At 37.7% G+C, this 20,954-nt stretch carries 27 protein-coding genes; all 27 read left to right on the plus strand.

Features of this window, described 5'->3' with window-relative positions; genetic code table 11:
• The first annotated feature begins 13 nt into the window (after positions 1-13).
• The 27 genes from DF185_RS19805 (at position 14) to DF185_RS19940 (ending at position 20,952) form a co-directional block, all read left to right on the plus strand.
• On the plus strand, positions 14-391 hold the full coding sequence (locus DF185_RS19805; protein ID WP_110362909.1) for a hypothetical protein: 378 nt from the start codon (positions 14-16) through the stop codon (positions 389-391).
• A 12-nt stretch (positions 392-403) separates the two neighbouring features.
• Complete coding sequence (locus DF185_RS19810; RefSeq protein ID WP_110362911.1) at positions 404-790, plus strand: hypothetical protein; 387 nt, start codon at positions 404-406, stop codon at positions 788-790.
• 3 nt (positions 791-793) lie between these two features.
• A complete protein-coding gene (locus DF185_RS19815) occupies positions 794-1,186 on the plus strand; it encodes a hypothetical protein (protein ID WP_110362913.1) in 393 nt (130 codons plus the stop codon).
• A 19-nt stretch (positions 1,187-1,205) separates the two neighbouring features.
• Positions 1,206-1,730, plus strand: a complete 525-nt coding sequence (locus tag DF185_RS19820; RefSeq protein WP_110362915.1) for a hypothetical protein — start codon at positions 1,206-1,208, stop codon at positions 1,728-1,730.
• Positions 1,720-2,193, plus strand: a complete 474-nt coding sequence (locus tag DF185_RS19825; protein ID WP_133250099.1) for a hypothetical protein — start codon at positions 1,720-1,722, stop codon at positions 2,191-2,193. Before DF185_RS19820 ends, DF185_RS19825 begins: the two co-directional genes overlap by 11 nt.
• The gene (locus DF185_RS19830; protein ID WP_110362919.1) at positions 2,186-2,410 is read left to right on the plus strand and encodes a hypothetical protein; all 225 of its coding nucleotides are present in this window, start codon (positions 2,186-2,188) and stop codon (positions 2,408-2,410) included. Before DF185_RS19825 ends, DF185_RS19830 begins: the two co-directional genes overlap by 8 nt.
• Before the next feature lie 29 nt (positions 2,411-2,439).
• Positions 2,440-2,814, plus strand: coding sequence for a hypothetical protein (locus DF185_RS19835; protein ID WP_110362921.1), 375 nt, complete (start codon positions 2,440-2,442; stop codon positions 2,812-2,814).
• A gap of 853 nt (positions 2,815-3,667) precedes the next feature.
• Positions 3,668-4,162: a hypothetical protein gene (locus tag DF185_RS19845; RefSeq protein WP_110362925.1), complete on the plus strand. Its 495-nt coding sequence runs from the start codon at positions 3,668-3,670 to the stop codon at positions 4,160-4,162.
• Between the two features lie 70 nt (positions 4,163-4,232).
• Positions 4,233-4,715, plus strand: coding sequence for a hypothetical protein (locus tag DF185_RS19850; protein ID WP_110362927.1), 483 nt, complete (start codon positions 4,233-4,235; stop codon positions 4,713-4,715).
• The gene (locus DF185_RS19855) at positions 4,705-9,003 is read left to right on the plus strand and encodes a hypothetical protein (protein WP_110362929.1); all 4,299 of its coding nucleotides are present in this window, start codon (positions 4,705-4,707) and stop codon (positions 9,001-9,003) included. The genes DF185_RS19850 and DF185_RS19855 overlap by 11 nt, the downstream gene beginning before the upstream one ends.
• A gap of 61 nt (positions 9,004-9,064) precedes the next feature.
• Entirely contained in the window at positions 9,065-9,355 is a 291-nt protein-coding gene (locus DF185_RS19860; RefSeq protein WP_110362931.1) for a hypothetical protein, read from the plus strand.
• Entirely contained in the window at positions 9,355-9,666 is a 312-nt protein-coding gene (locus DF185_RS19865) for a hypothetical protein (protein ID WP_110362933.1), read from the plus strand. Before DF185_RS19860 ends, DF185_RS19865 begins: the two co-directional genes overlap by 1 nt.
• A gap of 66 nt (positions 9,667-9,732) precedes the next feature.
• Complete coding sequence (locus tag DF185_RS19870) at positions 9,733-11,010, plus strand: S49 family peptidase (RefSeq protein ID WP_110362935.1); 1,278 nt, start codon at positions 9,733-9,735, stop codon at positions 11,008-11,010.
• Positions 11,011-11,022: 12 nt separating this feature from the next.
• Positions 11,023-11,997, plus strand: coding sequence for a hypothetical protein (locus tag DF185_RS19875; RefSeq protein ID WP_110362937.1), 975 nt, complete (start codon positions 11,023-11,025; stop codon positions 11,995-11,997).
• A 96-nt stretch (positions 11,998-12,093) separates the two neighbouring features.
• Positions 12,094-12,633, plus strand: a complete 540-nt coding sequence (locus tag DF185_RS19880; protein ID WP_110362939.1) for a hypothetical protein — start codon at positions 12,094-12,096, stop codon at positions 12,631-12,633.
• Positions 12,633-12,848, plus strand: coding sequence for a hypothetical protein (locus DF185_RS19885; RefSeq protein ID WP_110362941.1), 216 nt, complete (start codon positions 12,633-12,635; stop codon positions 12,846-12,848). Before DF185_RS19880 ends, DF185_RS19885 begins: the two co-directional genes overlap by 1 nt.
• 123 nt (positions 12,849-12,971) lie before the next feature.
• Positions 12,972-13,829 (plus strand): hypothetical protein, encoded by an 858-nt coding sequence (locus tag DF185_RS19890; RefSeq protein WP_110362943.1) that lies wholly within the window; start codon positions 12,972-12,974, stop codon positions 13,827-13,829.
• A gap of 38 nt (positions 13,830-13,867) precedes the next feature.
• Positions 13,868-14,488 (plus strand): hypothetical protein, encoded by a 621-nt coding sequence (locus tag DF185_RS19895; RefSeq protein WP_110362945.1) that lies wholly within the window; start codon positions 13,868-13,870, stop codon positions 14,486-14,488.
• A complete protein-coding gene (locus DF185_RS19900) occupies positions 14,488-16,140 on the plus strand; it encodes a hypothetical protein (RefSeq protein WP_110362947.1) in 1,653 nt (550 codons plus the stop codon). The genes DF185_RS19895 and DF185_RS19900 overlap by 1 nt, the downstream gene beginning before the upstream one ends.
• A gap of 266 nt (positions 16,141-16,406) precedes the next feature.
• The gene (locus DF185_RS19905; protein WP_110362949.1) at positions 16,407-16,682 is read left to right on the plus strand and encodes a hypothetical protein; all 276 of its coding nucleotides are present in this window, start codon (positions 16,407-16,409) and stop codon (positions 16,680-16,682) included.
• Entirely contained in the window at positions 16,679-18,037 is a 1,359-nt protein-coding gene (locus DF185_RS19910; protein WP_110362951.1) for a hypothetical protein, read from the plus strand. The genes DF185_RS19905 and DF185_RS19910 overlap by 4 nt, the downstream gene beginning before the upstream one ends.
• The gene (locus tag DF185_RS19915) at positions 18,037-19,032 is read left to right on the plus strand and encodes a DUF6712 family protein (RefSeq protein ID WP_110362953.1); all 996 of its coding nucleotides are present in this window, start codon (positions 18,037-18,039) and stop codon (positions 19,030-19,032) included. Before DF185_RS19910 ends, DF185_RS19915 begins: the two co-directional genes overlap by 1 nt.
• On the plus strand, positions 19,029-19,253 hold the full coding sequence (locus DF185_RS19920) for a hypothetical protein (RefSeq protein ID WP_110362955.1): 225 nt from the start codon (positions 19,029-19,031) through the stop codon (positions 19,251-19,253). Before DF185_RS19915 ends, DF185_RS19920 begins: the two co-directional genes overlap by 4 nt.
• On the plus strand, positions 19,240-19,731 hold the full coding sequence (locus DF185_RS19925) for an N-acetylmuramoyl-L-alanine amidase (RefSeq protein WP_110362957.1): 492 nt from the start codon (positions 19,240-19,242) through the stop codon (positions 19,729-19,731). Before DF185_RS19920 ends, DF185_RS19925 begins: the two co-directional genes overlap by 14 nt.
• On the plus strand, positions 19,728-20,291 hold the full coding sequence (locus DF185_RS19930) for a P-loop nucleotide/nucleoside kinase family protein (RefSeq protein ID WP_110362959.1): 564 nt from the start codon (positions 19,728-19,730) through the stop codon (positions 20,289-20,291). The genes DF185_RS19925 and DF185_RS19930 overlap by 4 nt, the downstream gene beginning before the upstream one ends.
• Positions 20,288-20,677 carry a hypothetical protein gene (locus DF185_RS19935; protein WP_110362961.1) on the plus strand — a complete coding sequence of 130 codons (390 nt, stop codon included), beginning with the start codon at positions 20,288-20,290 and terminating at the stop codon, positions 20,675-20,677. Before DF185_RS19930 ends, DF185_RS19935 begins: the two co-directional genes overlap by 4 nt.
• Positions 20,674-20,952: a co-chaperone GroES gene (locus tag DF185_RS19940; RefSeq protein ID WP_110362963.1), complete on the plus strand. Its 279-nt coding sequence runs from the start codon at positions 20,674-20,676 to the stop codon at positions 20,950-20,952. The genes DF185_RS19935 and DF185_RS19940 overlap by 4 nt, the downstream gene beginning before the upstream one ends.
• Positions 20,953-20,954: the final 2 nt, after the last annotated feature.

A 20,954-nucleotide genomic window follows, 5' to 3' on the forward strand; every position in this document is an offset into this window, starting at 1 on the left:
AACTTATAAACCGATGGAAAAAGCAACAATTATTGTAAGTTCTAGAATACACACAGGCGAAAAAGAAGTAGCCAAATTATTAGAAAATTATGAGCATCCATGTAGAATGGAGATTTACAGTAACAAGTGTTTAGAGATTAGAACTTTCCTATTTGGCAGCGTTAATGAAGAAACTGATGTGATAGTAATTTACTTATGGGATCGGGACCCAATGCATAATTACACCTTTTGGTTTCCGTTTATCAATGGTAACATACTTGTTAATAGTAAAGGTAAAGCTCCATTCATTAGAAAAACGCCAAAGCTCATATTCATTACTGATAGAAAGCCTGATCACTTTTACGAAAAATATTTTAATCAATACTACGAAGTAATTACAGCTAACCAATAAACTTATAAACCAATGAAAAAAACAGTTTTCAATATTCAAATACATTTATCAGAACAGCAGCTTAAGAAGCTTTGTGAAATAGATGGTTTTGGTCCGGAAGAGATTGAGTCATATTATAGAATGGCAAAGATGAATCCAGGATTTGCATACGATGATAATCCATCTTATCAAAATGGACTTGGTGCCATGATCAATGATATCCTATCGATTGGATTTTCTGTAATGAATGCAATGGAAGGTTATGGAGAAATGAAAGTAAAGAAAGAAGATCTGCACTTTCATCCATTCAGATACAAATATCCTGTATTTACCAAGGTTGAGTGCGAATTAAAGGATTTTGTGAATACTTCTCCATACGAGCCAATGGAATTTGCATTAGCTGAGAAACCAAAAGAATAAGTGATGATAGAAAAGATAAAGGCCTGGATTAAATTGAAGCTAGGAGTTACTTCAATTGAGAATAGATTGATTAACCAAAAGACTAGAATTGAGACTTTAGAAAATCACTTAAGAAACTTGATAAATATTGTTGCTGAAGTTAACGATACAAATCAAACCATATTAAGCCATGTTCGATTTTTGAACAAAGAATTTTGCGTTGCTGCAGATGTTAATTTCAAGTATGAACCCAGTGTTTTAATAATTATGAAACGAGGAAAAGAAGAGATTGTTAAGACATACACTTTTCATCCGGATGAGATAATGCAGCTATATCAAATACTAGAAGGTTTTGGACGTGAAAACACCAGAATAGATAAGCCGAGAATGTCTGCTGGACCTAGATTTAAATACTAACAAATAAACTTATAAACGGATGGATTTACCTAAAAAATATCAGGATTTAGTTGGGACAAAACAGAAATGTAGTGGCTCGCTATTTTCATATAAAAATGAAATTAAAGAACCTCTTGAGTTTGATGTATTAGACATTCGAAAGGGAACGGCAACAATTATGGATATGAAAACAATGGAAGAGTGTCATCCTACATTTGAATTGCTGTTGAAACGAGAAGGAATGAAAAAGGCACAATGGACTAAGCCATTCCCAATTCGTGAAATTGATCTTAGGGAAAAAGAAATGGATCCAGACAAACCTGATATAGTTGCAGAAGAAGGGTTGGAAGTGATCGTTAAAGAATTGGGCGTAAAGGCTATAATAACTGAAGTGTTCGAAACTTCACTAATCATGTATGAATGTATTGAAGTTAAAGATGATTGTACTGGAGGTGCCTGCAGAGATGTTGGACTGACAGGAATTAACGGTGAAAATATCAAACATCCAAGAAGAGTTCTTGCAGAAACATTTAAAAAAGACTTAAATGATAGAAATGAAGCATAAGCATCATTTGCCAGGCGAATTGAATATTGTTCCAATTGAAAACGAAAAGAAGATGAAACTAATAACCTACGAAGTATTTACAAAAGAGTATAGCCGAATTGTTGAAGCAACTGGAGTATTAAACTGCATTGAGAAGTTTAATGAAACGTTGGATGAAGGTGAAGAAGCTCAGATTATTGCAATGATTGATACGAAAGAAGGAACTGAATTCCTGCAGGAAAACAAAGTTCCTGGTGTTTGTTCAATTTGTGGTTGCACTGACAATAGAGCTTGTGCTGATCCGGAGAAAGGGAATTGCTCCTGGGTAGATGTGGATCGGATGCTGTGCACTCATTGTTTGGACAAATTAAAGGCAAAAGCAGCTGCTTATGATGAGATAGATCTGAAGTCTGGTAATAGCATGGATGTAATGGATCTTGAAGAATTTGGACTTTGGGTTATGGAGAAGTTAGGCTATGAGTAATTATTCATACAATAATGTGGTAAAGATTGACAGATCAACTTTGCCTAAAGATGGACAGAGAATCAGATTTGAGATTTACAACTATGATGATTTAGTAGGAACTTACATCGAGAAAGATGATATGTTTTTATTGGATAATGGACAGTTTCATTTCATCCATGATATCTTTTCCTGGGAACTAATAGAGGAGCGAGAAGCTCCAGCAAAAAAGAATTAAATATCTAACAATCTATACAATTTAATATTATGGCTGACATTAGCATTAAAATCAATTTAAGACAACTAGAAAGCTTCGTTAGAACTTATAACGGAGAGAAATCAGGAAAGCAAGAATGCCTTGTAATTCCTATCGATAACAATCATTTGTTTAGAGGTGAAAAAGGCTTGTATTTAAACGTTAGAGCTTTTGAGATAAAGAACAAGAGTGCCGATAATAAAAGTAAGGATACGCACTTATTGAAGCAGGATCTTCCGAAAGAAGTGTATGAGAAGATGAGCAAAGAGCAAAAGGAAGCAATGGCCATACTTGGGGGGGCTATTTACTGGGGCAAACGAGAACCTAACCCAATAGAGCCAGATGAGACTCTCACAGAAAACGAAAAGGATGATTTGCCATTCTAAATACATTAAACCGGACCTAATCAGTTCGGTTTTTTTCTGCAGTATTATTCACTATTCTTTTCCGGACTATGCTGCCGGTTATGCCATGCCCCTCCAGGGGCATTTTTATTGTGTGCCGATTGCCTTTATTTGTTGTATTGGCCACAAGCTTTACACTCCCCCACTCAGAGATTCTTCAGCTCAAGTAATACCAAAGCTTCAGGCGAATCAAAAACTTCAAATTGCAGCTCCTATTTACTGCATTAACCAGGCACCAGATAGGCACGCCATATTTCAACATTTGCCCTTGCAAATCTGCGAAACCAAATGCGTACAAAATCGACAACTAAAAACATAGTTCGCCCTGCGGTCTTTAGCCCCCTTCCCCCTTAAACCCCAATCTCTTAAAAAAATTGTAATTTGTAATTTTCATATATATATTGGTCGAAATTAAATACTTATAGAATTACAAAAGAATTACATTTTTAATTGAAGATTGTAATTTTCAAGGCTTTAACCTTATTTAGATTAAGTCCAATTTAAAAGAAATTGAGGAATTACATAAATTGGCATCCAATTACAAAAATGTAATTGATGAAAATCAAGCACATACATTTTAGAGTTTTGTATATTGTAATTGTAAACAGATTGATATTTAACAACTTGCAAAGGTCATTACATTTTAATACAAAAAAGCTTCAACTTTTAGGGGTGCTACTTTTTAGTGGAAAAATGCCATTTTGGATTATTGTTAAGAAAATTGAAAGTTTTTGATTTGTTTAACTACGGTTTTTATTATCTTTGATTTCATAGCCGCCACAAGTCTTTTTAATTGAAATACCATTCACTTATATTCAATTCTAAATACTTGCACATGAGTACAGTAATTATTACCAAACTTGAACCCTTCTATCAACTTTTTTTAAAGAATCATTTTAAATCAAATCGCTTGAATTTTGAGTTTCCGCGCGATCATGATTTAAACACCTTATTGTCGTTTTGCAAGAAGCCAACTCCTCCAGGAAGAAAGACTGATGATTTTGGTGATGAAACATTCGAAATAGAATTTCCACTCCAGCCGTATGATGAGAAGGTGAATTATTACCTTCCGGAAAAAGCTTTGATTTTGTTCCAGCAAAGGGTAATTGATCTTTACCAACTGGAGTTCCATAGCGACATGTGCAAATTGCATTCTGATGGATATCTGAAAAACGATGCCATAATCATGCTAATTTATAAATACGGATTGCCAGATGATGAAAAAACCATTGAACGAATGAAGAAAGATTTCTACAGATGGAGGCAAAGAAAGTACAACAAAAAAAGATCGAAGAAAAAACAAAAAAAATCAACAGCTGAAGCTGCATAATTGTCCTTTCACAACATACATAAATTAAAACTTATGAATCAGTATTGATTCATGCAAACTATTGCAGATCATGACAGATAGCAAAATATTTGACAACATGGGAGGAATGGCTCAGCTGCATTATCTTCCTTTTCCAAATTTGGAATCAATAGATCCTCCAGCTGAAGGATTGGTGTTAAATATCGATCGTGTTCCAGGAACGAATTGGAAAAAGATTCCATTCGTTTTGGAATCGATAAAGTTTAAAGAACCTAAAAAGGATACAAGTGATGGCAACGTGTACAAACCAACGCTCGAGCTGTTTGTCCTTTGCGATGATTTCGAAGGTTCTGATCTTGCCAACTGTATTGAGACCTGTAAACTGATGCTGATAGTTGGTGATCATGAACAGCGATTGACTCTGTTGGGTACCGAAGATGGTGGCTTAAAAGGTATTTCTGATTATAACTCAGGGGAGAAAGTTGAAGATAGAAAAGGCTATTGGCTAAAGTTTACAGGCTCGTTTCCACAGAAGTCTGTAAAAGTTAGCGAGGGCGTTTTGAATGATTCATAAAGTAAAGTATCCGGAAGATCAGGGAGGAATTTGGAAATTTTGGTTTGCTCCAGAAAAAGAAGTTTCAAATATCAGTGATGTTATTAATGGTATTGTAAATTCAGTTTCTTTACTGGAGGGATGTTCCTGGAGTGAAATTGAATTTGCTCAAGAATCGGCAAAGCTGCAGATTAAAGAAAAGGATACTGCTGATGGTGTTGTTTACAATATCGATTTTACTGTATTTATTCCTGGAGACTCACTTGCTTTTACCACTCTACTTGCAAAAATGGATCAGCATAAGTTTGTGCTGATAGTGAAGGACCATAGGGCGCGAATGCGTTTATTGGGCGTAGATGTGGCTCTTACTTATACGAATAGTTTTAACTCTGGAGAAAAAGTTGAAGACAGAAAAGGATACGTTCTTAAGTTTTCGGCCCAACTTCCGGAGAATCCTCCATATTTATTTAGCCAGGATCTTGTTGATGAATTCAACCGTAGTAATGAGGAATTGGAAATGGTTCCTCATGTGGCTACAGGTGAACAAGGTCCGGCCGGACCAATGCCGGATCATCGTTGGAATGGATCGAAGCTCCAGCTTCAAAAACCAAATTTATCCTGGGGAGCTGAAGTGGATCTTCGTGGTGAGGTTCCTGCTCATCGTTGGGTTGGTACAAGTTTGCAATTTCAGAATGAGGATGGAACTTGGGGTGTTGCTGTGAATTTGAAAGGTGTGGATGGTGATGATGCTAATATTGATTTAACACCCTACGCCAAAAAAGTAGATGTACACAATCCATCACAAAAAGCGCTGCTCGATTCTATTGCAATAACCGCCAATTACCTCGAGCAAAACGGAGGTGAAGTATGGGTGGCCAATGCCGACAGATTGGGAAATATTTCTGCAGCTGATTACTGGAATAAAACAGAGCTTGTTAATGATTCCCTATATCTTAAAATTGCCAATGACAAGATTAAAGCCGGTTATGCCGACATTGCCAACGATGCAAATCATTTAGGAGGTATAGCTGCTGCTGATTATTTTAATAAGTACAATGCCGATTTGCCAACCATTAATTGGGAAATGGCCGATGCAATAGTAAACGGCACATTTACAACCAAGAACTTTGCTCCAGGAATAATTGGCGGAGTTGGTGGCCGTATGGATCAGGCAGGGAACATGGAACTGCAATCTTTAATCGTTCGTGAATTTATTCGTACTCCTGAATTGATTAAGAATCAGGTGCGAGTGGCAGGTAATGAATTTTGGTTTACCGATCCTGGTATCATTCAAGATGTATCGGGAACCGGACCATATACCATTACTTATAAAATTGAGGAAGGCGATGGAGTTTCCCATAAAGTTGATGATATCCTGATCGGGATATACAACGATGGTAACGGATTCGAAACCGCTTACTTCGATGTTGTATCGGTTGATTTGGCAAACAACCAGGCAGTATTGAATTCTCGAAACGGAATAGCACCAAGTAAATATATGGTGTTGGCACGTAAAGGAAACGAGACTGATACCGATAGACAAACCTCAGTTTTTGTTGATGGTTTAAATGGTTTTATTTGTGTGCTTGGCGGTGTAAACGATCACAATACCGATTTCTCGAACATCATTACACAAATAGGATATCTTAATATGCATTCGGCTGTGTTTGGCGATATGGATAAAGGTATCTATGTGAAAGATAACGGATACTTCGAAAACGTTAAGGTATCGGGCGAAATACATGTTACTGGTGGTAATGCAGCCACACAAGCCGATGTTGCTTTAGTTGATACCAAAGCCGATACCGCTTACAATCTTGCCGATTTAAAAATTACCGAAGCCGATGCCGTTACCATTACTCATCGTGAGATTAAAGCACCATACATCGCAACTTTAGGCTTAAAGGTTGGCGATGAAATTCTGATGGGTGAAAATGCTGTGATTTCTTGGGAGCGAGTTAATAATGTTCAAATTGCCAGTTCCAATATAATTGATAATACTGCATTTAAAAATCAAGCGTACACTTCAGGCCGTGCAACAGTTGTTTATGTTGGTGATACTGTACAGATTAAAAAAACAAGCTCTCAGGATTCGGATTGCTATTTTGCGCTTAATAAAACGATTCCTGAAGAATACATCGGAAAGGAATTAACCTTTTCTTGTCAATTCTCTGCTGATTGGAATATTAATGTACAACTGCGAGCTCGTGCTAATACTGTTGACGAATGGACAAATACATTAACTGTAAATGATGGAGATAGAAGAAAAACGCTTCATATCACATTTACTCCTGACAGTACATCTATCACCTTATTTGTTTATTCTACAAGTATTATTGATTTAACTTTACACGATGGGTTCATGCTTGCTGAAGGAAGCAAACCTATTGTTTGGTCACCTTCTTTTTTAGATATACAAAATGATGCTCAAGCTAAAGCCGATGCTGCTGAAATTGCTGCCACAGCCGTTGCTAACACAGCTCAATCGAAAGCTGATTCGGCATACAGTTTGGCAGGTACTAAAATCACTGTTGCAGAAGCAACCGTAATAACTCAGGATACTGTTACAGCTCCATTCATTGCAGGTTTATCATTACAAGTTGGTAATGAAATTGTAATGGGTGCAAATGCTAGAATTAGTTGGAATAATGTTGACGACAATGAAAATGTTGAAACCATTACAGGATCGCAATCAAAAGCTGATTCTGCTGAAAATTCTGCCATATCTGTTGCAGCTGCCGATGCTACCAATAAAGCCAATGCAGCCGAAAGTAATGCTACTGCCGTAGCCAATGCAGCTCAAAGCAAAGCCGATTCTGCTTATAGTTTGGCAGATACAAAGATTACTGTTGCAGAAGCAACAGTAATTACTCAAAATACAGTAACATCTCCATTTATTGCAGGTTTATCATTGCAAGTTGGTAATGAAATTGCAATGGGTTCAAATGCCGTTATCGCATGGGATAAGGTAACCGATGTTCAAATAAATACAATTAACCTTCTTAATAATACCTATTTTGAAGACAATAGCTATTCATCAGGGCGTGCAACAGTTCAATATATTGAGAACACCCTAAAATTTAAGAAAACTCTTTCATCTGATAGCGATTGTTATTTAGCCTTGGTTAGAACAATTCCTGAAGAATATATAGGTAAAGAGTTGACATTTTCCTGTGAATTTTCTGCCGATTGGAATATCAACATGAAGCTTCGTGCAAGAACTGGAGATGATAACACTTGGAGCAATACATTGACAGTAAACAATGGAGATAGGAGAAAAATGTTTTCTTTAACTTTTATCCCAACTAGTACTTCAGTAACCTTATTTATTTACTCGTATAGTACAATTGATATTACTCTGCACGATGGGTTTCAACTTACGCAAGGAAACAAACCTGCACCATGGTCAAGATCAATTAATGATGTAGATGATAATATTACCACTATCACCAACAATACCATAGCAACCACCAATGTAATTGCCGAGCAAATGAAAGTTCGTGCCGTTAATATTCTCGATCAGTTAACTGCAGCACAAATCAACTTCGATAATGCAAGTGGTAACAATGTGCATCTTACCGGACATATCGAGGCGGAATCTGGTAATGTTGGTGATTGGATCATCCAAAATGGCATATTAAAACATGATGGTAATGAAGGATCATCGTATTTGGGAGCCGGTGAAGTGCAAATTTGGAAAGACAACGATGCTAGTGTCGGGTGGGGTGCGATAGTAGCTGTTCATACTTCAACCGAAGACGGGGCCTTTGGATTGTTTGGATACCAAGGTGCATCGGATCTATTAATGTCAAATCGTAATTACTCAGGAGGTGTATATGCCAGAACCAATGATGATTCGGAAAACGCTTATGGTATAGTTGCCGAAAGCTCAGGAAATCACAAAGGAGCAGGTTTGTTTATTGGCGATGTAAAAATTACAAGGAATTTAGAAGTTGGAGGAAGAGTTGTAAATGATGTGTATGAAAACCATGGATCAACAAATTCAAATTATCCTACTAATATCGATATGACCAACAAGCACTCTTTGCTTTTGGGAGGTCCTTCAAGCGACAGATATTATAAGATGTCGGGTATGAAGGATGGCCAAGAGGTAATTATTGTAAACAGAAATCAGGGGAATAGCATTTGGGTGCAAGGATTCATTCATAATTCAGCAACTGCTAACGAATACTATGGTCTTGAAGGTGGCGGTGGTATTATTGCTAAATACTTTACATCCGATTTTTATCTACCAAGTAAATCGGGAGGCTACTGGGTGATTATAGGTTGGCACAATAACAACTGGTAATTGTCCTTTCCAAAAATACCGATAACAAGCAATTTTAATGTGTAACTAAATATTTAGAATCATGAATTTTGAAAAACAATTGAAAGAAACAGGTAAAGCAACTATCGAAGGCCGCGAAGTTGTTTTTACCTATGAGCACACCGAAGGCGAAAAGCCTAAAACAATTAATGTGAATGCTCAAACCGTTAAGGATGGTAAATCGGAAAATATCCAAATGATTTTTGATGTTGCCACAGAATCCTATTCGAGATACCAGGTGTTTAATATGCCAAAAGGTGAGTTAGCTCTGATAACTTCAGCTATCGAAACTGAAATTGTCGCTATTGTTGAATCTTTTAATACTACTGCGTAATGGCAAAGAAAAACTCAACACCAGAAGCCAAAAAAACAGAATGGACCATAGATTTTGACAATATCAAATTCACCACTTTACAAGGTAAAGAAATTAAAGGCGATGGTAAATTTCACGAAAGATTAGGTGATATCCTTTACACCAATTTAATTGGAGTACGTGGCAGTCGTTTAGCATCAAGAATTTTCGATGGTGGCAAAGTAACATTTGATCCAAAAGAAAGAATCGTTTTAATCACCTACCTAAATCAAGACAATTGCCCACTTACAAGCTGCTTTGTTGATGGCTTGTTAAAGGAGTTGGAAGATTAATATAGTTGTCCTTTTTAGTAGAACAAATCCTTGATAACATTGCTTTGAACGATTGAAGAAAAGTATATGTTACCAAGGATTTTAGTTGAAGCACGTAACTCTGTATTCCTGATTGAGCACGAAAGTGTTCAAGCTTACCTGCCAATAGTAGCTGCAGCCTTTAAAGGTGAAGCGGTTGCGTATGATCAGGATTCGGAGAAACAAGATGCTAAATTTAATATCACTTGTTTTGCTGCTGCAGGATATGTGAAGAAAGTTCCTACCTGGGAAATTCGCTGGAACGAATTCCAAGATGTTCCGGAGAATACCACCATTGTAATTCCTATTAAAGATGTTATCAGTAAGTATAATTACTGTGGATCTCCAGGAACTACAACCCTATCAGAATTTGTAAAGTCAGCTGAAGCCAATAAGAACATCGTAAGAATGGTGTTCGATATCGATTCTCCAGGAGGAGAAGCTGATGGTACTCTTCTTTTTGCTGAGTTGATTAAATCAATCAAAACTGAAACGGTTGCCTTTTGTAGTGGTAGAGCTTGCAGTGCTGCTTATTGGATTGCTGCAGCTTGCGACAAAATTTTGTTTGCTGATGAAATGACCCGATTGGGATCCATTGGTACTTACCGTACTTTTTTCGATGATGCTGGATGGTATGAACAGAACGGTGTAAAGACTGAAGACATTTATGCCACTCATTCTACTTTGAAAAATCATGACTGGAGAGAAGCGAAGAAAGGAAACTTTAATCCGATGAAAGCTGAAGTTGATAAGGTGAATGTGTTGTTCATGACTACAATGGAAGATTATCGTGAGATTGAAGATGAAGATGCTTTGAAGGGTAAGGTTTACTTCGGATCGGAATCTATTGCTGCAGGTTTAGCCGATGCCAAAGGAACTTTACAGGATGCAATTGCTATGACCGTTACTGAAGTGGAAGATGCAAATGTTTTGGAGGATGAAGTTTTAGAATCAAAAAATGAGAATATGAAACAGTTTGAAAATGTGAACAAAACTCTAGGTGTTGACAAGCTAGAGAGTGCCGATGATAAAGGGGTTTACTTGAACGAAGATCAGTTGCAAGCCCTTGATTTATGTATCGGGACCGGTAACCAGGCTTCGGTTGAATTGGCTACCGAAAAAACTGCCAGAGAAAATGCTGAAGGTGAATTGGCCACTGCTAATACAACCATTCAGGAAAAGGAAGGTGAAATCACCACTTTGACTGAAAAGTTGGCAGAAAAGCCAGGGACTGAAGATCCTAAAGTAGAAGGCAAAAAGGATGATATTGAAACTGAAGAAGAGTTTGTATCTGATCCTGTAACTGAGTATGCAAAATCAATTTGATAGGAGGATAATATGGATTTAACGCAACCTATTGACATTCAAAAAGTACAAGGAGCTGCCAAAAAGTGGGATGGCCAGCTGAGAGTTATTAGTCAATTACAAGCTGCTGAAGTACTACAGCACTTTACTCCGGTACCAGGTATCACGGATGAAAAAACATTGACTAATGTGATTAGAACTGGTAAAGGTTCTAAGAAATACGATGGTGAATTTACTGGATCAGGTAAGATTGGTGAGATTGAGCCTAACAAGATCAAGGTTCGCCCAATTGTTTACGAAATGAGCGATGAGCCGGAGCGTTATCGCGAATCGTATATTACTGAAGTTGCCGGTGGTTTAGAACCAGGAAAGCATCCATTTGAAAAGTGGTTGTTGCAATTTGGATTAGATGGTGCTTCGGAAGAATTGCACGATGCTCTTTGGTCTGCAAAGTATGATCCTGATCCTGCTAAAAAAGAGTTGGAAGATTCTTTTGATGGTATCAAAACAGTTTTGGAAACAGGTAAAACTGATGGTAAGATTAGTGTGGCAAAAGGAAATCTTAAAACTTACACTTCTGCTTACGACTCTGGTAATATTCGTGATCGATTATTAGCGGATTTCAGAGCCTTACCTGAAAAGCAAAAAAAGAAAGGTGTTGATTGTATCTTAAGTGTAACAATGGGTGAAATGTACGATGATTGGTACGAAACACAGCACGATCGTCCACCTGGAGTAGATCAGCACGGTCAAGTTTTTCTTGAAGGATCGAATAAAAAATGTCGATTGATACGAATGACTTGTATTCCTTCAGATGATCAAACTACAATCTTCACTGATAAGAAGAATCGTTTCTGGGGATTCGACAAATTGAAAGACATGAAGAAATTGATTCCATTCTTCAGTAATATTTACAAGTTTACTGCAGCAATGAAATATGTATTCGGCATTCAATTCGGAACCTTCAGTAAACTAAGATTCAGAATGAGTGAGGTAGTTATATCTTAAAATAATTTTGGGTTGATATAGAGGGTGTGGTTTTTCTAAAGTTCTTTTCCCTAAAAAAAGAACTCATTGTTTTTCTAATAGTTAATTAAAGGCTTTATGGATTTTACTGATATAAAAAGGGATGACAGCGATAACCAGGGTGGAACTTTACCGAGGTTTTACTATGGGTTTTGCGATGAAGTGAAGACTTGGCCAACTTTGCCTTCTCCTGAAGCAGCTGCTGATTTGGAAGCACTAGGAAAGGTAACCGGAACTATTGAGATGGAAACTGGGAAACGTATGTACGAAGTGGAAATTGCATTGAACTCTGGAGAAGCCAAGGATGAAGAAATTGGTGAAGTTGGAGGTATGAGTTACAAACATATTTTCGATTTGTTTATTACCAAGATGAACGCTCAATTGCGTGGTTTTGCAAGAGCTTCATTAAATAGAAAAGTTTTCCTTGTTGTTCCTGATGCGAATGGCAATAATGTAATGATTGGTAATGAAAATTTTCCTGCAATGCGTCAAGCTGGAGGCGGATCGGGAACTGGCAACAACGAAGGTCGTAATGGTGCCGGATTATCATTCTATTCTTATGGTCCTGGTCCTGCTCCTATTATTGAAGGAGTAATACCGTTGACTCCTGCAGCGTAATGGCAAGGAAATCGAATTGGACCAAGTATTTTTCTGTTAAGGGAATTAAACCAGGAATAATCCAGCATACCAAACTTGGTAGAATAGATCTTTCTGATGAAAGTATTCCGGTAGAACAGATTAAAGCATTGTACGATGCCAAATGTGTTTACATTGTTCCTACAGAAGAAGGGAAAAAGAAGTACAAATTAGAAGTTGAAGTTTCCATGGAATAATCATGGTTATAAGGTTTATAAGTGAATAAAAGGGATCCTAAATGGATCCCTTTTTTTGTCCTTTTTCATTTTGTTGCCTGCAAATAGATTTGAAGTAAACAGTATTCACCAAAGAGTTTTGTTATGAAATCAGAAATACAAGAATGGTTGGATGGTGACCGAAATTTTGAAGAAGGTGTAAAGTTATACCAGGAATATGGAGGTAGCCCATTGCTAAAAAGAAGATTGCTAATTAGGCGCGGACCTGCATGGCAAAAGAGATTGGAATATGAGCTGGAGAAAATTGTGAAACTAACGGCTCCAAATTTTGTTCCCAAGAAAGATATTCGCCTGGAGCCATTCGATGAAGCATTATTGAAAGCAACTAATCCGGAAGAATTTCGAAAGGTGTATTTAAATGGGCAACGTCATCCGGAAGATAAGGGTAAATATCAGATCCATTTTAAAGATCTTCCTGATATGCTTCAGAAGTTGGTTATCTACAAAGGTCAATTGTTCAACAAAAGAGCAAAGCTTCATTCTGAAATGGTTCGAATGCCGGATGAGAATATCCAGGAATTAGTTACTCGCCGTGGTGAGATTCGTGAGCTGGTTGTGGAACACTCGAGAACAATTGAGACTATCTACAAGGCTATTCGTCATTACGAAACTACCAAAGAATTACCTGCAGCTGATATTATTCCTATTGAAAAACCAGAAAATGAGAATTCTGAAAACAAGGATAAAAATCCAGAAAAACAGGATACCACTCCAGAAAAGCAGAATGAGATCAGTGATGTGGACTTAGTGAAGCAATACAAGAACCTGCAAAGCTCGAGAAGAAAGGACTATATAAAAGTGTATGGTGATCCAAAGAAAAAGAAGGATCCACTTCCTGAAGGTCCAAAAAAGGAATCTGCTAAGCAACGCCTGGAGGAAAAGGATGCTAAGCTAGCAGAAATGAAAGATGAATTGATTAAAAAAGGATTGATGAAGGGGTAAGCCCTTCTCTCCTTTCCTATAACTGTAACAGTTAGCTGATGAAATTACCAGCCAAAGCCAAAGAAAGCCATATTCAGAAAGTTATCCAGGAAGGAACCAGTTTCGATAAGATTCAGGCTTCCTTCCTGTACGATGATGATCGTTTGGTGCTTTCACATAAAGACCAGGAATTAAAAGAAAGGTGGGAAGCTGCTTTTAGTTTGCTGTGTAATTATCACAGTAATGAGCAATCTCTTCCTATTCTTATGCAGCGTTTTGGCATTTCCAGAGCTGCTGCTTACCGCGATATTGCCAATGCCAAGCAATTGTTTGGTGATATCACTCAATCAAACAAAGAAGCTGATAGATACATATTGAATGAGCTGGCCATGAAAACATTTAGAATGGCTGTTGATAATCATGATGTGGAAGGAATGAACCGTGCCATCAGCAATATGATCAAGCTGAAAAGATTGGATCAGAACGATCCTGCCAATGCAATTGATCCATCAATGTTTGAAAAGGATGAATATATGATTGTTGTGAACTCAGGCGGTAGGCCGGTGAAGTTGGATCTGATGAAAATGAAGGATACTCCGGAAGCTTCCAGAAAACAAGTTTTAGAGGCTGCGTTTGGACCGGCTACAGATGTTGAATGTGAAGAAATCATGAATTCATAATGGCAATAAAACAACTTACTTTTAATCCTTCTCAGCTTTGCTCCATTACCTCACCTGCTCCTTGTAAGATTGGAGTAAAAGGCCGTGCAACTGGTAAGTCTTCCGAAATGGCATGGGATTTTAATGTATTCAATCACCACATGCCTAGAGGGGTTATATCTGTAACAGGTAGTAGTTTTGCTCAGCTACTTACCAGAACATTAACTCCAACATTTGGTTTCTTGGAAAGGTTGGGATATGTACGCGATGTTCACTATGTGATAAATCAAAAGCCTCCAAAGAACTGGCCAAAGCCTTATAATGCTCCATTGAGCTATGATAATTTTATTTCTTTCAATACTGGCCTTGGTGCTATGCTAATTTCTCAAGATCGGGCCGGAAGTGGTAGAGGTCCTTCCATCGATTTTGAGATTATGGATGAAGGATTGACCATTAATAAAGAACGGTATGATCAGGAAGTATCAGCTGCTAACCGTGGGAACCTGGAATACTTCAAACATCTTCCCTGGCATCATGGTTTTCACTATGTAAGTTCGATGCCATTTAGTAATACTGGTAAGTGGTTGCTGGAGTTTGGGGAGTACTATGAAACTGAAGCTGGTATTCGTTTGTTCGATGAATGGAATCAGATTGTAAGGATGCAAATTGATTTGTTGGATATCGAGGATCCACACGATTTTAAATTACAGTGGAACGAGATCCAACGAAGAAGAAGAAAGATTATACCATTCACCAGTAAGGATGGATTTTATTTTGAGCTGGGGAATTGCTTTGATAACATCCACAACATTGGCCTATCGTATATTAAGCGTGAACGTAAGAAAATGACCCACCTGAACTTCCTGATTGAGATCATGAATATGGTGATGGATCGCGTTGAAGATTGTTATTATAACATCAATGAGGAAAAGCAAATCTACTATGATTGTTACGATTACTCTTATATAGATTCCCTGGATTACGATTGGAAGAAACTCGGAAGTCCAGACAGTAGGTTCGATGGTGACTGTGTTGCCAATGAGCCTATTAAGTTAGTGGTAGATTGGGGGTCTAATATTTCGGTAATGTTGGCATGTCAAGAGAATCATAGAGTGGTTAAAGAAGGACGTGGCAGCTTCAACTTCCTAAAGGAATTCTTTGTTAAGCCTGATGTTGGCCATGTAATGATTGATGATATCATTGATGATTTTTGCGATTACTACCAATATCACCAGGATAAGACAGTAGTTTACTATCGCGATAAATATGGTGATGAAGGTCAGGCGAATAATTCTTTCACTTATAACGATCAAGCAATAGACAGACTGCAGAAGAAAGGTTGGTTTGTTGATATAAAGGAATATGCAGGAAAAGAACCTCCACATCATGAGAAGTACTTGTTATGGGGAAATATCCTAAAGGAGAAGGATCCATCTCATCCTATTGTTAGGATCAATGGAAACAACTGTAAATTCCTTCTTATTGCAATGAATAACACAAAGGTTGTTGAACGCAATAACAAGTTCAAGAAAGATAAAAGCTCAGAGCATAAGAACTCTGGAGTACCACCCGAGGAGGCAACTCACTCAACCGATGCTGCGGATAAGGTCATATGGATAGACTACCATGATGTACACCGACCGTCGGCAGGCTTCATCCCTATACGATTCTAGGCAACTGATTTCAGTTGCCTTTTTTGTTGTTCAGTTGCCTGACTGTCAGGCAACACATGCTCATATATCATAAGGTTGCCTCCGGGCAGTTGCCCAGATAGGTAGGCCGGAGCCGTGCCCCCTGCTCAGAGTTTGATATCAGAAAAGGGGTGATTTTCAAGTAAGTGATTGATACTTAAGTAATTGATTTTGAGATTTTGAGACAGCCGTTTTTAGGAGGGTTTGTTGTCCTTTTTTAGACATGAGGATTATACCAAATTGGAGGTATGAAAACAATCAGTTTGGCGGAAGTAGTTCGTGAGTTGAATGAGACAGTAACTCCGGAAGGTACACAGAAAACCTTCGCGATAAAGTTTGTGAAAAAAGGTGGTGAAGTTGTGTATTTGAACAGGGCTGTAAAAACTGGGCTTAAGATGGATATGACCAAACATGCGATGCGTGGTGTTAGGCCAGTAGATGAGTTTGGGCAAAATCTAGGACATGTTTATCCGGTGCTGATCTGGAGTATTTTGGAGTTCAATGGTAAAAGAGTGTATTTATGAGTGTAAGAGCTGAGTTTGATAAAGGTGGTAATCCGATTTTTGCGGTTGGTGGAAACTTTGTTGCTACATCGATGGGGGGTGGTGGAACTGCTTCCGGAAAGAAAAAGAAAGCTGATGTGAATATTAAGCTGGATGATGATGGTTTGGCACAGGTTGGAAGTTACAAGGTTTCGCCTTGGGGTGATGATAATGATTTCCCTTCAGTACTGCAGAAGCATTTAAGGAAGTCGGGAATTTTGCGCTCGAGTATTGATTACAAGGTGAGACTTGGAATGGGACAAGGTTTGTTCGCATGCAAAGTGAAGGGTTACGATAATGATGGTGCTGAAATTATTGAGCCAATATTTGACGCAAGTATTGATAAATTTTTGCGATCAAGGATGTTGTATAGATATCGATTGAAAGCTTATATGAATATGTATGAGTATGGTATTGCTTTCCCAACTGTTATTCCCAATGCCACTAAGAATTACATTTCAAAATTAGTAGTGAAAGATTCTCCTTTCTGCAGGTTTACTGAGATGAAGAATGGAGTTTTTGACAAGTGTTTGTTTTCTGGAAAGTGGCCAAATGTTGTTGAAAAATCGGATGTTGATGCAATTGATGTGATTGATATTGATGCTACTGATGATGAGATCATGGCTCAAATGAAGTTTTTCGAGAGATCAGTTTTTCCAGTGAATATTCCAACTACAGGAAATTTGTATTACCCACTTCCTGCTTGGGATGCAGCCAGACAAGCCGGTTGGTTGAAAATTACTGAGAAGATTCCAGAGTACTTGAATGCAATGTTCGATAATCAGATGTCGATTAAATATCATGTTCAGATTCCTTATGCCTATTGGGAAAAGATGTTTCCTAAAAGCGAATATAAAGATCCAAAGGAGCGAAAAATCTTGATTGGAAAAGAGCTTGATAAAATTGAGGAAGCTTTGACAAGTACCAAAAATGCCAAGAAAGCATTGTTTTCTCACTTTGAGTTGAATGCACAGGGGAAACCTGAAGAGAAGTGGGAAGTGAAGGTTATGGATGACAAATTCAAGAATGACATGTATTTGCCTCAATCTGCAGCTGGTAATGCTGAAGTTATGACATCGATGAGTATTAATCCATCGATTAAGGGAATGAGTATGGCTGCAGGTCCATATGCAGGAAGTGCAGGATCCGGATCGGATATCAGGGAAGCTTTTTTGGTTGATTTGGCTTTGAGCTGGGCTGATAGACAGGAGGTGATTTCTCCAATAGAAATGGCTTGTAGGATCAATTTCAGAAATGAAGAAATAAGTATTAGAACTCGTCAAACTGTACTAACCACCTTGGATACTGGTGCAGGAACTAAAAAAACCGTTAGCTGATGTTAGTAAAAAATGTAAGTGAAATAAAGCAATTTGTTGTTGTTACCGGTGCAGATATTAATACGGTTAATCCACATTTGAGGCAAGCTGATAAGAGTTACCTGAAGAAGCTGATGGGTACTGAGCAGTTTAATGAGCTGCAGGCTTTTTGTGATGATGTTCCGGATCCTATTCCTGCAGAGAAAAAGCATTTGGTTGGATTGCTGGAACTGGCCCAATGTGCTGAAGTGAATTTGGGTTATTTCTTGTATTGGCCACACATGATTATTGATGTGGGTGATGGTGGTGCCAACAGAAATGAGAGTGGAGATAAGAAATCGGCTTATTCATCGGATAAGGAAAGAGCCAGAATGAAATTCCAGTATGATGGTTTTAATGCCCTGGAGGAAATGATGGAGTACTTGTTTGATAATTTGGATAAGTTCCCATTGTTTGCCAATTCGGATGCTTACAAAGTAGCTACTCAATATATCATTACCAGAACTGAAGAGTTTAATGCGATTCAGCCAATTGGCCATTCTTACCTAGTATTTAGAAATATTCAGCCATTTATGGGGATTGTGGAAGATCTGCAGTTGTCTCCAAAATTGGGAGCTGAGTTCCTTCAGGAATTGAAAGCTGAAATGAAGAAAGCTGATAGTGATGCTAAGTATAAAGAGCCTATTCAGTTATTAAAGAAAGCTTTTGCCTTTATGAGTTATGCCGAAGCTGCTGATGATCTTGGAATAAAAATCAATGATAAAGGATTGGTTTTTGAATCGAGTAAAGATTACAGTGGTAACAACTTGCCAAGCCAGGAACCTCTACCGGATGGCAAAATATATTCGGCTGTTGATCGTGCCAGATCGAGAGGTGAAAGTTATTTATCGGACCTAAAAGATTATCTGTACAAGAAAGCTGCAGATTTCCCAACATATCAATCATCGGAAGTTTACCAGGAGAAAACCCCTGCATGGGGATTTGATAACACAAACAAGAAAACTTGTAGAGTATGATTTTGAAAATCTTTATTGAAGTACTGATGGATACAAACACAAAAAAGGGTGTTGTCGGTATGATTATGAGTATTGGAATGCCATTGGTTGAAAACATGGAAAGGATTATCCAGGTGGGTGGAGCTTTGTTGGGTTTATACCTTGTGGTGATTTCGATAAGGCACAAGAGATTGCAGATTAAACAACTTCAAAAAGCAATAGAGGAAAATGGGAAAGCTTAAGTATTTGGTAGTGCATTGCACTGATACGCCTCCGAACATGAATGTTGATAAGGCCAAGTTGGAGGAATGGCATATGAGTCCGAAGCCGAAAGGTCGTGGTTGGGATCGTTTGGGTTATTCTGATCTGATCAAGCGTGATGGATCTGTTATCAATCTGACTCCTTACGATGATGATGATTTTGTATCGAGCTCAGAAATGACTTGGGGTGCAGCTGGTGTAAATGCTTATGCTCGACATGTGGTTTTAGAAGGTGGAAGAACTGAAGAGAATAAGGATCCTGGCATGGCTGATTTTATGGATTTGTTTACTGCAGAACAATTTTGTGCATTGCAAGAATATGCAAAAGAGTTTATTGCTAAAGATCCAAATGATAAAGTTGTAGGACATTACTATTTCTCTGACACTAAAACCTGTCCGAATTTTAATGTTGGTGAATTTTTAGAGTTGATTGAAATTCCTGAAGATTTGATTGTATGAAGCATTGTATTCTAGTTATTGGAAATGTTGCTGCAGGTAAAAGTACTTTGAGTAAAGTATTGGCTGAAAGGCTTAATTGTGTTGTTGTGTGTTTGGATGATTCGAGGGTTGAAGTTGTTGAGCAGGGATTGGGAAATGGTCGTGGACATGCTGATCGGCTTGCTCAAGAACTTTGCCTGAGAAAACTGACAGCTGAAGATCTGGTAATTTTTGAATCGACAGGAGTAACCAGATTTTACAGCAAAGCAATAAAAGAACTGGTTAGGCAGGATTATAAAATTACCAAGGTGATGTTGATGTGTGACCAGGAAACGTGTTGGGATCGATACAAGAAAAGAAAAGCTTCGGGCCATTTTCAGGCTCCTTTTGCTTATGCCAAAGGAAAGAATATAAAAGAGGGAATTAGGTATTTCCATTGGGAACAAAAAAAGCTGGAGACAGATTTGAAATATGATAGTACTAAGTTGAGTACTGAACTCATTGCAGATTCAATTATAAATACAATAAAGACAGATTATTCAAACGAGGCTATTGAGCTGATTAATGATATCATGAGATGAAAATATTTGGAAAGAAAAAGGATTTAGCAGAAAAGGTAACTGATCTGGTTGGTTCTGGAGTTGATAAGTTATTTTACACTCGAGAGGAGCAAGCTGATGATTTAAAGGCTTCGCATGATCAGTATTTAGAATTTATTACCAAAACACTTGGCGAAAGCACAGTGAGATCTATTACAAGAAGAAAGATTGCTTGTAAAATTGTGGATGTGGAATTATTGTTGGTGTTGGCTGCTGCAGTAGCTTACAAATTTGATCCAGAATATGCAAAATTTCTTCTTGAGTTAGCTAAATTCCTTGGAACTGCATTCTTGGCAGTAGTTATTTTCTTCTTTGGCACATATGCCTTTATTCACAACAATCCATTTAAAAAGAAAGCTAAATTATGACAGAATTAAAAGGTAAAATTCTTGCAGGAAAGATTCTAGTTGAGCCAATGAAAGCAGAGGGAAAAACTACAAGTGGCATCATTATTCCAGATTCTGCAAAAGAAAAACCCATAAAAGGAAAAGTTATTCTGGTTGGAGCAGACCAAAAGGATGCACCTATGGAATTAAAAGTAGGTGATGTTGTTTTCTATGCAAAATATTCTGGAATAGAATTGAATATCGAAGCTGAAAACTATCTGTTAATGTCACAAAGTGATGTTTTATACATCTATTAATC

It is taken from the genome of Marinifilum breve, from assembly GCF_003202155.1.
Taxonomy (GTDB): domain Bacteria; phylum Bacteroidota; class Bacteroidia; order Bacteroidales; family Marinifilaceae; genus Marinifilum; species Marinifilum breve.